We start from the raw sequence: 12134 nt of genomic DNA, 5'->3' as shown, positions 1-12134 counted from the left end.
GGTGCGCGCGACGCTGCGGGCCCAATGGCCGATCCTGGTGGTCGGCATGATCTTCGCCGCGGCATTTGTGTTGGCGGGGGCCAACTTCTGGCGTCGCGGTGCCCTGCTGATCGGCATCGGGGTGGGCGTGGCGGCGGTTTTGCGGCTGGTGCTGTCCGAGGACCGGGCCGGCCTGTTGGTCGTCCGCGGCAAGGGAACCGACTTCATCACGACCGCGACTGTCGCGGCGGCGATGGTCTATATCGCCTCGACCATCGACCCGCTGGGGACGCGCTAGCGGGTCGCCATCCAACTATCTACGCGCCGGGCATTCCGGGTATTTGGTGGATGCCGGGGATCCCGCCGGGCAGGCCGCCGGCAAGCCCCGGCAGGCCCCCGGGAATGCCGGCGGTCGGGTTGCCGCTGGCAATGTTGGCCATCTCCTGCGGGCAGTACATCTGAATGGCGATGGTGGTGAACATCTTGGCCATCCCCGGTGACAGGCCGCGGTTGGTGACGCTCGCCGCGGCCGCGGCGAAGTTCCCGCCCGGCTGGGCGAGCATCGGGCAGATGGACTCGCCCACGGACATCGCGTTGCCCGGCTCGCCGAAGTCGATGCCGGCGTGGTTCAGCGCGTCGATGAAGGCATCGTCGGTCGCCGGGTCCGCCTCGGCCGGCGCCGCGAACGCCGCGGCCACCGTGAGGAGGCCGGCGGCACCGGCCAAAAGGCGAATGGTCAGGGGCTGGTGACGAAACAGCCAGATCCATCGCTGAGTTTCCGCCAGTGCCTTCATGCCAGCCTCCCTGTCTCGGAATGCGCCGACGGCACTCCAGTCACATAGGGAACTCTGGTCTACGACTGTCACGTTTACAACACGGTGCGATAAAGCTTTGCACAATAAGTGTTTTGTAAGGGCATCGGGCGCCCGACGTGGCTTATTGGGCCGAAAGCCGCCCGCCGCCGCGCCGGCGGATCGAGGCCACACTGTGACCCGACACTCGCGCCGGGGCCGGATTTTCGAGTGTCGATTGGACCAGAATCCGGCTCATGACGACGAATCGCAGCCGTCCGCTGGACCATGAGGTTTCGCGCCAGACCTTTCTTCGCGGGGCCGTCGGGATGCTGGCGACCGGGGCGGTGTTCGGCACCGCGCGGGCGGCCGCCGACCCCACCGCCGGCTGGGGCGGCCTCGCCTCCTCCATCGGCGGGAGCGTCGCGTTGCCCGGCAACGGCGCCCAATTCTCCTCGGGCAAACAGGTTTTCAATTCGTTCTACAACAACTCCAATCCGGCGGCGGTCGTCACGGTGTCGTCGCAGTCCGACGTGCAGAAGGCCGTCTCGTTCGCGACGGCGAACGGGCTCAAGATCGCCCCGCGCGGGGGTGGGCATTCGTATATCGGCGCGTCGAGCGCCAACGGCGCGATGGTCATCGACCTGCGCAAGCTGCCCGGCGGGGTGAACGTCGACGGCGCCGGCAACGCTACGGTCACGCCCGCGACCACCGTCTACGCGGTGCACCAAGCGTTGGCCGGTGCGGGGCGCGCGATCCCCACCGCGACCTACCCCAGCATCGGGATCGGCGGCCTGGCCCTCGGCGGTGGGGTGGGGGCCGATTGCCGCCACGCGGGCCTGACCTGTGACGCGCTGCAGTCGGCCACGGTGGTGTTGCCGAGCGGCGACGTCGTCACCGCGTCGGCCAACGACCATCCGGATCTGTTCTGGGCGCTGCGCGGTGGCGGCGGGGGCAATTTCGGGGTGACGACGTCGATGACCTTCGCCACGTTCCCGACCGCTGACAACGACGTCGTGCGGCTCGACTTCCCGCCGGCGTCGGCGGTGCAGGTGCTCGTGGGTTGGCAGTCCTGGTTGAGCGCCGCGGACCGAAACACCTGGGGGATAGTCGATCTCTCGGTCGGCAGCCAGCCGAACTGCCACGTGCTGGCCACCTGCCCCGCGGGCGCCGGTGCCGGCGTCGTCGACGCCATCAAGTCCGCGGTGGGCGTGGCCCCGACCGCGGTGGTGAACAAGACCCTGAGTCACATGGACCTGGTGACCTACCTGGCCGGCGGCAGTTCGACGGGCTCACCCGTCGGATTCGTGGCGGGCTCCGACGTGCTCTCGACGCTGAATTCCGCTGCGGCGAAGGCCATCGCGACGGCCATCGGGCAGTGGCCGGCCTCCGGCGGCAAAGCGTCGGTGCTCGTCGACCCCCTGGACGGCGCCGCCGGCGACGTGGCGCCCGGGGACACCGCGTTTCCGTGGCGCAAGCAGTCCGCGCTGCTGCAGTGGTACGTCGAGCCCGCCGGCAACCAGGTGTCCGCCGCAACCCAGTGGCTGAACTCCGCGCACCAAGCCGTGCAACAGTTTTCGGTCGGTGGATACGTCAACTACCTGGAGGCCAACAGCTCGGCGGCGCGCTACTTCGGCTCGAACCTGTCACAGCTCACGGCGGCGCGGCAGAAGTACGATCCCAACCGGGTGATGTACTCGGGGCTGAACTTCTGAGTCAACTTAAGCCACTGTGGTTCCACTGGTCCCAAGGCGGCCGGTTTTGTCGGTGGGCGTTCGTATTGTCTGGGTCATGGATGCGAGCAGTCGTGACGAGATCGTCGAGGTCTTCGACGCGCTGCGCGCGGACCTGGACCGCTTGTGCGGCTTGTCTTTCGACGTGTTCACCACCCCCGAACGGTTGCGGGCCCTGGAGCGCCTTGAATGCGAGGCACGCCGGCTGCGGTCCGCCCAACACGGCTTGATCAATCAGCTCGGGGCGCAGGCCAGCGCGCAAGAATTGGGCGGCACGCTGCGGTCGGCGTTGGCCGACCGGTTGCGCATCACCAAGACGGAGGCGAGCCGGCGCATCGACGAAGCCGAGGACTTGGGCGTGCGTCGGGCGCTGACCGGTGAGCCGCTGGCCCCGCAACTGGCCGCGACCGCCGCCGGCCAACGCCAGGGGCTGATCGGTGAGGGGCACATCAAGATCATCCGCAGCTTTTTTGCCCATCTGCCCGCCGAGGTCGACGTGTTTACACGGCTGGCCGCCGAAGCCGACCTGGCGGGCAAGGCCCGCGGGTATCGCCCCGACGAGTTGGCCAAATACTCCCAGCGACTCATGGGCGTGCTGCATCCCGATGGGGACTTCAGCGAGGACGAGCGCGCCCGCCAGCGCGGCATCATCTTGGGCGCCCAGCAATTTGACGGCATGTCGCGCCTCAGCGGGCTCATCACGCCGGAGCTGCGGGCCGCCATCGAGGCCTTGGTGGCCAAGCTGGCCGCCCCCGGGGCCTGCAACCCCGACGACGAAATCCCGGTCGTCGACGCCACCCCAGACGAGGAAGCGGCACGGCGCGATCACCGCTCCCAATCCCAGCGCAACCACGACGCCTTCCTGGCCGGGCTGCGTGCCCTGTTCGCCTCCGGGGAGCTGGGCCAACACAACGGCTTGCCGGTGTCGATCGTGGTGACCACCACGCTCACCGATCTCGAGGCCGCCACCGGCAAAGCCCTCACCGCCGGCGGCACCCTGGTCCCCATCTCCGATGTGATCCGCTGGGCCGGCCACGCCCACCACTATCTGGCCATCTTCGATCAAGCCAAGTCGCTGGCGCTGTATCACACCAAGCGGCTGGCCTCCCCCGCGCAGCGCATCATGCTGTACGCCAGGGACCGCGGCTGCACCAAGCCCGGCTGCGACGCCCCCGCCTATCACAGCCAGGTCCATCACATCCGGGGATGGGCGGCCACGCGCCGCACCGACATCGACGACCTCGCCCTGGCGTGCGGTCCCGACAACCGACTCGCCGAACAAGGCTGGACCACCCGCACCAACGCCCGCGGCGAAACCGAATGGATACCCCCACCCCACCTCGACCGCGGGCAACCCCGAACCAACACCTTCCATCACCCCGAGAAACTCCTCCATCCCGAAGACGACGACGAAGACGGCGAGGGCGAGCGGGCAGCGTCCTAGCGCGCCCGGGTGGCGAGCATGAACCGGCGCCGACGAAGACGAAAGCCACGCCTGGCCGCGCGGCTGCGAGTACCCTCCACAGCGACCGTGTTCGCTCCGCAAAGAGGCGCCAGTGTCGTATGTCCTCGCAACGCCTGAGTTGTTGTCGAGCGCTGCTGAGGATTTGGTCCGGATCGGGTCCGCGGTCAACGCGGCGAACGCGGCGGCCGCGAACTCCACCACGTCGTTGTTGGCCGCGGGCGCCGACGAGGTGTCGACGTGCATTGCCGGGTTGTTCGGCGCGCACGCCTTGGAATTCCAGGCGGCCACCGCCCAAGTGGCGCAATTGCAGGGGAGCTTCGCGCTCACCTTGGCGGGGAACGCGAACACGTATCTGACCACCGAGACCGCGGCGGCCCAGACGCTGTTGGGGCGCCAGCCGATCCCGGCAGCAGCGGCGGGTACGCGGATCACGGTTCCCGGCGCGGGACCGCTTTACTTCCCAAACTTCCTCACCGAACTGCCCTACCTGGGGCAGCTGGTATACGCGGGCAGCATCCCCGGCCCCGCCTCCGTATCAATCCTGCAGGGGTACGACCTCCTGAACCACGCCATCGGGCAGAACTGGTTTCCCGGCACCACCCCTCAGGTGGTCGACTACCCGGCCAGCATCGGCCTCGTGAGCGGCAGCCTGGCCGCTCCCGGCGTCAACCAAGCCGTCGCCATGGGGCAGCGAGCGCTCAACGACCAAATCATGAATGCGTTCGCCAACGGCAACGGTTCTCCGGTGCGCATCGCCGCGCTGTCGGAGGGAACCCTCGTCGTCAACCGCGAATTGGCGTACCTGGCGGCCGACCCGACCGCCCCACCGTCCAGCGCCCTGCAGTTCGCCATGTTCAACGGCCCCGAGACCGGCTTGCTGCACATCTACCTGCCGAATGGGTTGACCGTGCCTTTGGTTAACTACACCGCGCAGGGCCTGCCGAACACCCAGTACGACGTCAGCGTGGTGTTCGGCCAATACGACTTTTTCGGCAATCCGCCCGACCGGCCGTGGGATCTCCCGGCGTGGGTGAACTCGCTGTTCGCCGGGATCTACAACCACAACACCACATCACTGGTCTCGATGTCGGACGCCGTGCAGGTCTCCAGCACGACCACGTCCTTGGGCGGCACGGTCACCACGTACATGGTCCCGTCGCCGACTCTGCCGATGTTGTTCCCGCTCGAGCAGCTCGGCGTCCCGCAGCCAATCGTCAACGGCCTCAACTCGTTTCTGCAGCCGGTCGTCAACGACGGCTATTCGTCCCTGACGCCCGGTGCCGGGCCGTACTTTTCACAGGGGTCGTTGATCGGCCTGCCCCCCTTGCCGAACCTCTTCTGGTGACGCGAACGGTGGAGATTTCCGGCGCGGTCGCAGTCATCACCGGCGGTGCTTCCGGCATCGGCCGGGCCACGGCGCTCGCGCTGGCGCGGGCCGGGGCCGACGTGGTGGTCGGCGACATCCACCAGCAGCGGATGGACGAGACGGTGGCGGCCATCGGCGAGTTCGGGCGACGGGCACTGGCGGTTCGCTGCGACGTCACCTCCGATGCCGATGTCGACGGCCTGGCGCGGGTGGTGCTCTCCGAATTCGGCAAAGTGGACATCGTCATGAACAACGCCGGCGTGGCGCTGCTCGGCCCGCCGGAACGGGTCCCGATGGCCGACTGGCAGCGGCTGTTCGACATCAACGTGTTCGGCGTCGTGCGGGGCATCCGCGCGTTCGTACCCATCCTGCTCGAACAGGGCCACGGCTGGATCATCAACACGGCGTCCATCGCGGGCCTGTACGCCCACGGCTACGACAACATCCCCTACATCGGCGCCAAGCATGCCGTGGTCGGGATCACCGAGGGCCTGTATCTCTACCTGCGGCCCAAAGGCATTGGGGTTTCGGTCCTGTGCCCGGAGCTGGTGGCCACCAACATCGGCGAGAGCGCACGCATGATCGGGATCGACGACCCCCGATGGATCAACTTTCCGCCCCACCTGTTGCGCCCCATCCAGCCCGACGCCGCCGCCGAGCGGGTCGTCGCCGCCATCCGGCAGGAACGTTTCCTCATCCTCACGCACCCGGAGAACGAGGAGTGGGTGGTCAACCACGGCCGGGACGTCGAGGGCTTCCTCGCGGCCTACCTGCCGATGCTCTACGAGGGGCGGGATCCCTCCGGCCTGCCGGTCGCCGAGTCCTAGCCCAGCGCCGCCCGGATGCACACGGTGACATACGGCAGCGCCAGGCCGTTCGAGTTCGCCAACGCCGGATGGGTGGCCAGCAACTGGCGCACCTGGTCCAGCGTTTGGGTGCGGACCTCGGTCGGCGACGTGATGCAGTAGCTGCGGGACGCGACCAGGTCGATCAGGGCTTGCGGCGTAACGTAATTCGTCCACTCGACCTGATGGCGCTCGGGCTCGGTGAACGACTCCGACAGCGTCACGTCGAAGCGCCCCCGGTCGCCGTCGGAGCCGATGATCTCGCCCAGCTCGCGCACCCAGCCCAGCCGCTCGTCGCGGGTGTTCCACACCAGCCCGAGCCGCCCGCCCGGCCGCAGCACGCGGGCCACCTCGGGAATCGCCCGCTCGGGATCCACCCAGTGCCACGCCTGGGCGACCAGCACGGCGTCAACGCTGTTGTCCTCCAACGGAATCTCTTCCGCCGTGCCCAGCAGGGCGCGGGTCTCCGGCAGCGAGCTGCGCAACACCTCCAGCATGTCGGGAATCGGGTCGACGGCGACGACGTCCAGGCCGCGTTCCACCAGCCGGGTAGTGAGCTTGCCGGTGCCCGCGCCGAGGTCGAGCACCCGGCGAGCGCCGCGCGGCAACAGCCAGTCGATCGCCTCCGGCGGATAGGAGGGCCGGCCGCGCTCGTAGGCGGCAGCCGCCGAGCCAAACGAAAGCGAGCGGTCCTGTCCGGAGCGGATCACCGCCAACCCCTATCAGCCGAGTCCGCCAAATCCAGTGCCTTGCGGATCAATTCGCCGACGGCCTCGGATTCCACCAGGAAGCCGTCGTGCCCGCAGACGGAGTCGACGACGTGCAGCTCGTTGCAGCCGGGCAGCAGCTCGGCCAGCTCCTCCTGCAGGCGCAGCGGGTAGAGCCGGTCGGAGGTGATGCCGCCGACCACCACGGGCACCGGGCACCCGCGCAGCGCGTTGTCCACCCCGCCGCGCCCGCGGCCAACGTCGTGGCTGCTGAGCGCCTCGGTCAGGATGACGTAGCTGCCGGCGTCGAAGCGGGCCAGCAGCTTGTCGCCCTGGTGCTCCAGGTAGCTCTGCACGGCGTAGCGCCCGCCGCCAAATGGGGGGGCCGGATCCTTCCCGCCCTGGGCGTGGTTGGCGAACCGGGTGTCGAGCTCCACCTCGCCCCGGTAGGTCAGGTGCGCGAAGCGGCGGGCGATCGTCAGACCGGCATCGGGTTTGCGTCCGGTGCCGTGGTAGTCGCCGCCCTGCCAGTTCGGGTCGGCCTTGATCGCCGCGATCTGGGTGGCCTGGGTGCCGATCTGGTCGGCGGTCGCGCGCGCGCCCACGGCGAGCAGCAGGCCGGCCCGCACCCGGTCGGGATGGCCGACGATCCACTCCAAAGCCCTTGCGCCGCCCATGGATCCGCCGACCACCGCGGCCACCCGGTCGATGCCCAGCGCGGCCAGCGCGGCGACGTCGGCCTGCACCTGGTCGCGCACCGAGATCAACGGAAACCTCGAGCCCCACGGTTTCCCGTCCCGGGCGAGCGAGCTCGGGCCGGTGGACCCCCGGCAGCCGCCGAGCACGTTGGTGGCCACCGCGCACCAGCGGTTGGTGTCGATCGGCGCGCCCGGGCCGGCCACGCCGTCCCACCAGCCGGGAGTGGGATGCCCGGCGCCGGCGGGCCCGGTGATGTGTGAGTCCCCGGTCAGCGCGTGCAGCACCACCACCACGTTGTCGCGCGTGGGCGACAGCTCGCCCCAGCGCTGGACGGCGATGCAGACATCGTCGATCACCGCGCCGCTTTCGGTGACCAGCGAGCCGATGTGGACATACCCGACCTCGCCCTCGGCGGGCAGCGTCTGCGTCGGAACGTCGGAGATCGTCATGTCAGGGCCCTCAGAACGCCGCCACGGCCTGCGGGTCCGCCGCCCCGTCGGCTCCGGCGCCGAACTTGCGGGCCGCCGCGAAGCCGAGTTCCAGGTCGGCCAGGATGTCGTCGATGCCCTCGATGCCGACCGCCAGCCGCACCAGCCCGGGGGTGACGCCGGTCGCCAGCTGCTCCTCGGCCGAAAGCTGGGCGTGCGTGGTCGACGCCGGGTGAATCACCAGCGAGCGCACGTCGCCGATGTTGGCGACGTGGCTGTGCAGCTGCAGCGCATTCACGAACGCCTTGCCGGCCTCGACGCCGCCGGCCAGCTCGAACGCCAGCACGGCCCCGGTTCCCTTGGGCGCCAGCTTCTTTCCCCGCTCGTACCACGGCGAGCTGGGCAGCCCCGCGTAGTTCACCGACAGCACCCCGTCGTGGCCGGCCAGGAACTCGGCGACCCGTTGCGCGTTGGCGACGTGCCGCTCGACGCGCAGGCTGAGCGTCTCCAGGCCCTGCGCCACCAGGAACGCGTTGAACGGCGCGGCGGCCGAGCCCAGGTCACGCAGCAATTGCACGCGGGCCTTGAGCGCGTACGCCGGCGGCCCCAGCTCGGCGAACACCACGCCGTGGTAGCTGGGGTCGGGCGTGGTGAATCCGGGGAACCGGCCTTGGGTCCAGTCGAAGGTGCCGCCGTCGACGATGACGCCGGCGATCGCGGAGCCGTGCCCCCCCAGGTATTTGGTGGCCGAGTGCACCACGATGTCGGCGCCGTGCTTGAACGGCTGGATCAGGTAGGGCGTCGCGATGGTGTTGTCGACGATCAGCGGGACGCCGTTGGCGTGGGCGACCCCGGCGACCCCCGGGATGTCCAGGATGTCGATCTGCGGGTTGGAGATGGTCTCGCCGAAGAACGCCTTGGTGTTCGGCCGCACCGCCGCCTGCCACGAATCGAGGTCGTCGGGGTCCTCGACGAAGCTGACCTCGATGCCGAGCTTCGGCAGCGAATAGTGGAACAGGTTGTACGTCCCGCCGTAGAGCCGCGGGCTGGAGACGATGTGATCTCCGGCACTTGCGAGGTTCAATATGGCGAATGTCTCAGCGGCCTGTCCGGAGGACAGGAACAGCGCGGCCACTCCGCCCTCGAGCGCGGCGATGCGTTGCTCGACGACGTCGGTGGTCGGGTTGCCGATCCGGGTGTAGATGTTGCCCGGAACCTCGAGCCCGAACAGGGCGGCGGCGTGCGCGGTGTCGTCGAAGACGTAGGACGTGGTCTGGTAAATCGGCAGGGCGCGGGCGTGGGTCGCGGGGTCAGGACTCTGACCCGCGTGGACCTGCTTCGTCTCGAAGGACCACGTTTCGAACGGCGGATGCGCGGTGGGATCGGCCTCGGGACTGGATTCGTTGTTTTGGGAGCTCACGTGCGGTGTGCTTTCTTCTCAGAAGGGCATGAATTCGGTATCGGGAAGTGCGCGGTCGAACTAACGACGGCAGGCAAAGCGACGCGAATGAGCTTGATGGATGCGCATCACGTTTCCCCTCTAGTCAGGGGTCCGGTATGGCGGACCCGCGCTTGCCGCGCAGCCTGTGGCTACTAGACCTGGTCTTTCACCCGGGGCACCCCACCGCGGTTGGAGGGTTGCCGGCCAGCAAGCCGGGGCTTAGCGCTGGCGCTCATGACCGATGTGAAGCCTATCTCATTGCGGCGAGTCGATGCCACCGGGCCGATCCGGGAGCCGTCGACGCCGCAGTTCAGCGCCCTGGCCTGCAGGTCGACAGGTGTCCAAACACCCTTGATAACGTGGCAACCAGAACGCTGAGCCCCCTCAAATAACTGACCAATGACGCCGGGAGATGGACCGTGTGCGCCGAACAGCCGACCGTCATCTACACGCTGACCGACGAAGCGCCGCTGCTGGCGACGTACGCGTTCCTGCCGATCTTGCGAACCTTCGCCGAACCGGCGGGCATCAAGGTCGAGGCGCGTGACATCTCGCTGGCCGCCCGGATCCTCGCCGAGTTCCCCGATCAGCTGACCGACGAGCAGCGGGTGCCCGACGACCTGGCAGAACTGGGCCGGCTGACAGAGCTGGCCGACACCAACATCATCAAGCTGCCGAACATCAGCGCCTCGGTTCCCCAGCTGATCGCCGCCGTCAAGGAGCTGCAGGGCAAGGGGTACAAGATCCCGGACTTTCCGCAGAGCCCAAAGACGGACGAGGACAAGAAAATCCGCGCGCGCTACGCCAAATGCCTCGGCAGCGCCGTCAACCCGGTACTGCGGCAGGGCAATTCGGACCGGCGCGCCCCCAAGGCCGTCAAGGAGTACGCCCGCAAGCACCCGCACAGCATGGCGGACTGGTCGCCGGCGTCGCGCACGCACGTCGCGACCATGCGGCACGGCGACTTCTACCACGGCGAGAAGTCGATGACGCTGGACCGCGCGCGCAACGTCAAGATGGTGCTGGAGACCAAGAGCGGGCAGACCCTGGAGCTGAAGCCCAAGGTCGAGCTGCGCGAGGGCGACGTCATCGATTCCATGTTCATGAGCAAAAAGGCCCTCGTCGAGTTCTACGAGGAGCAGATGCAGGACGCCTACGAGACCGGCGTGATGTTCTCGCTGCACGTCAAGGCGACCATGATGAAGGTGTCGCACCCCATCGTCTTCGGCCACGCGGTGAAGGTCTTCTACAAGGACGCCTTCGCCAAGCACCAGGAGCTGTTCGACGAGCTCGGCGTCGACGTCAACAACGGGCTGGTCGATCTCTACAACAAGATCGAGTCGCTGCCCGCCTCGCTGCACGAGGAGGTCATCCGCGACCTGCACGCCTGCCACGAACACCGCCCCGAGCTGGCCATGGTCGATTCGGCCAAGGGCATCACCAACTTTCATTCGCCCAGCGACGTGATCGTGGATGCGTCCATGCCGGCGATGATCCGCGCGGGCGGCAAGATGTGGGGCGCCGACGGGCGGCAGAAGGACACCAAGGCCGTCAACCCGGAGTCCACCTTCTCCCGCATCTATCAAGAGATCATCAACTTCTGTAAGACCCACGGGCAGTTCGATCCGCGGACGATGGGCACGGTTCCCAACGTCGGGCTGATGGCGCAGCAGGCCGAGGAGTACGGCTCGCACGACAAGACGTTCGAGATCCCCGAGGACGGGGTCGCCAACATCGTCGACCTCGACACCGGGGAAGTCCTGCTCACCCAGAACGTGGAAGAAGGCGACATCTGGCGGATGCCCGTCGTCACCGACGAAGCGATCCGCGACTGGGTCAAGCTGGCCGTCACCCGGGCCCGCAATTCGGGCATGACCGTGGTGTTCTGGCTGGACACCGAACGGCCGCACGAGGTCGAGCTGCGCAAGAAGGTCAAGGCGTACCTGAAGGAGCACGACACCGAGGGCCTCGAAATCCAGATCATGCCGCAGGTGTGGGCCATGCGGTACACGCTGGAGCGCGCGATGCGCGGACAGGACACCATCGCCGCGACCGGAAACATCCTGCGCGACTACCTCACCGACCTGTTCCCGATCCTGGAGCTGGGCACCAGCGCCAAGATGCTGTCCATCGTGCCGCTGATGTCCGGCGGCGGAATGTATGAAACCGGCGCGGGCGGCTCGGCACCCAAGCACGTCCACCAGCTCGTCGAAGAAAACCACCTGCGCTGGGATTCCCTCGGTGAATTCCTGGCTCTGGGAGCGTGTTTCGAGGACATCGGTATCAAGACCGACAACGAGCGCGCCAAGATCCTGAGCAAGACGCTGGATGCGGCGATCGGCAAACTGTTGGAGAACAACAAGAGCCCGTCGCGCAGGACCGGCGAACTCGACAACCGCGGCAGCCAGTTCTACTTGGCGCTGTACTGGGCCGAGCAACTCGCCGCGCAATCCGACGACGAGGAGTTGCGCGCGCACTTCGCCACGCTGGCCGAGGAGTTGAGCCGCAACGAGGAAGCCATCGTGGCCGAGCTCGCGGAGGCGCAGGGCGAGGCGGTCGACATCGGCGGCTACTATCGCCCGGACACAGAGAAGACGACTGCAGTGATGCGGCCGAGCAAAACGTTCAACGAAGCGCTGGCAGCTTCGCAGGGTTGAGCGCCGCGAGAGGAAAGTCGAGC

Annotated in this window: 10 protein-coding genes and 1 riboswitch; of the genes, 6 read left to right on the top strand and 4 right to left on the bottom strand. The window is 68.0% G+C overall.

Annotated elements, in window-relative coordinates; genetic code table 11:
• The first annotated feature begins 1 nt into the window (after window position 1).
• Window positions 2-277, top strand: coding sequence for a DUF3017 domain-containing protein (locus MTAB308_RS10745; protein ID WP_077099429.1), 276 nt, complete (start codon window positions 2-4; stop codon window positions 275-277).
• A 19-nt stretch (window positions 278-296) separates the two neighbouring features.
• Here MTAB308_RS10745 and MTAB308_RS10740 read toward each other — a convergent pair whose 3' ends face one another.
• Complete coding sequence (locus MTAB308_RS10740) at window positions 297-773, bottom strand: DUF732 domain-containing protein (protein WP_077099428.1); 477 nt, start codon at window positions 771-773, stop codon at window positions 297-299.
• A 278-nt stretch (window positions 774-1051) separates the two neighbouring features.
• On the opposite strand from MTAB308_RS10740, the gene MTAB308_RS10735 reads away from it, so the two are divergent.
• From MTAB308_RS10735 to MTAB308_RS10720, 4 genes are all read left to right on the top strand, one after another.
• Window positions 1052-2485, top strand: coding sequence for an FAD-dependent oxidoreductase (locus MTAB308_RS10735; RefSeq protein WP_216823665.1), 1434 nt, complete (start codon window positions 1052-1054; stop codon window positions 2483-2485).
• 76 nt (window positions 2486-2561) lie between these two features.
• Window positions 2562-3947 carry an HNH endonuclease signature motif containing protein gene (locus tag MTAB308_RS10730; protein WP_083746502.1) on the top strand — a complete coding sequence of 462 codons (1386 nt, stop codon included), beginning with the start codon at window positions 2562-2564 and terminating at the stop codon, window positions 3945-3947.
• Between the two features lie 112 nt (window positions 3948-4059).
• Window positions 4060-5313, top strand: coding sequence for a PE-PPE domain-containing protein (locus tag MTAB308_RS30275; RefSeq protein ID WP_083746501.1), 1254 nt, complete (start codon window positions 4060-4062; stop codon window positions 5311-5313).
• Window positions 5310-6161: an SDR family oxidoreductase gene (locus MTAB308_RS10720; RefSeq protein WP_077099425.1), complete on the top strand. Its 852-nt coding sequence runs from the start codon at window positions 5310-5312 to the stop codon at window positions 6159-6161. The genes MTAB308_RS30275 and MTAB308_RS10720 overlap by 4 nt, the downstream gene beginning before the upstream one ends.
• Here the strand turns inward: MTAB308_RS10720 and MTAB308_RS10715 are convergent.
• The 3 genes from MTAB308_RS10715 to MTAB308_RS10705 are packed head-to-tail and all read right to left on the bottom strand — an operon-like array spanning window position 6158 to window position 9433.
• Entirely contained in the window at window positions 6158-6889 is a 732-nt protein-coding gene (locus tag MTAB308_RS10715) for a class I SAM-dependent methyltransferase (protein WP_077100118.1), read from the bottom strand. The two genes, MTAB308_RS10720 and MTAB308_RS10715, sit on opposite strands and share 4 nt — an antisense overlap.
• Complete coding sequence (gene metX / locus MTAB308_RS10710) at window positions 6886-8034, bottom strand: homoserine O-acetyltransferase MetX (protein WP_077099424.1); 1149 nt, start codon at window positions 8032-8034, stop codon at window positions 6886-6888. The genes MTAB308_RS10715 and metX overlap by 4 nt, the downstream gene beginning before the upstream one ends.
• A gap of 10 nt (window positions 8035-8044) precedes the next feature.
• Window positions 8045-9433, bottom strand: coding sequence for a bifunctional o-acetylhomoserine/o-acetylserine sulfhydrylase (locus tag MTAB308_RS10705; RefSeq protein ID WP_077099423.1), 1389 nt, complete (start codon window positions 9431-9433; stop codon window positions 8045-8047).
• Window positions 9434-9576: 143 nt separating this feature from the next.
• Window positions 9577-9694, bottom strand: a riboswitch (SAM riboswitch).
• Window positions 9695-9873: 179 nt separating this feature from the next.
• Here MTAB308_RS10705 and MTAB308_RS10700 point away from each other — a divergent pair.
• On the top strand, window positions 9874-12111 hold the full coding sequence (locus tag MTAB308_RS10700; protein WP_077099422.1) for an NADP-dependent isocitrate dehydrogenase: 2238 nt from the start codon (window positions 9874-9876) through the stop codon (window positions 12109-12111).
• The last annotated feature ends 23 nt before the right edge of the window (window positions 12112-12134 follow it).

Source organism: Mycobacterium terramassiliense, from assembly GCF_900157385.1.
GTDB lineage: Bacteria > Actinomycetota > Actinomycetes > Mycobacteriales > Mycobacteriaceae > Mycobacterium > Mycobacterium terramassiliense.
Note: the sequence above shows the minus strand (reverse complement) of the source record. Positions and strands in the feature narration are given on the sequence as shown.

What these genes read in the sequence shown, in the direction of transcription:
- MTAB308_RS10740 (WP_077099428.1), bottom strand. Translation starts at nt 773, where the DNA reads ATGAAGGCACTGGCGGAAACTCAGCGATGGATCTGGCTGTTTCGTCAC.
- MTAB308_RS10730 (WP_083746502.1), top strand. Translation starts at nt 2,562, where the DNA reads ATGGATGCGAGCAGTCGTGACGAGATCGTCGAGGTCTTCGACGCGCTG.
- metX (WP_077099424.1), bottom strand. Translation starts at nt 8,034, where the DNA reads ATGACGATCTCCGACGTTCCGACGCAGACGCTGCCCGCCGAGGGCGAG.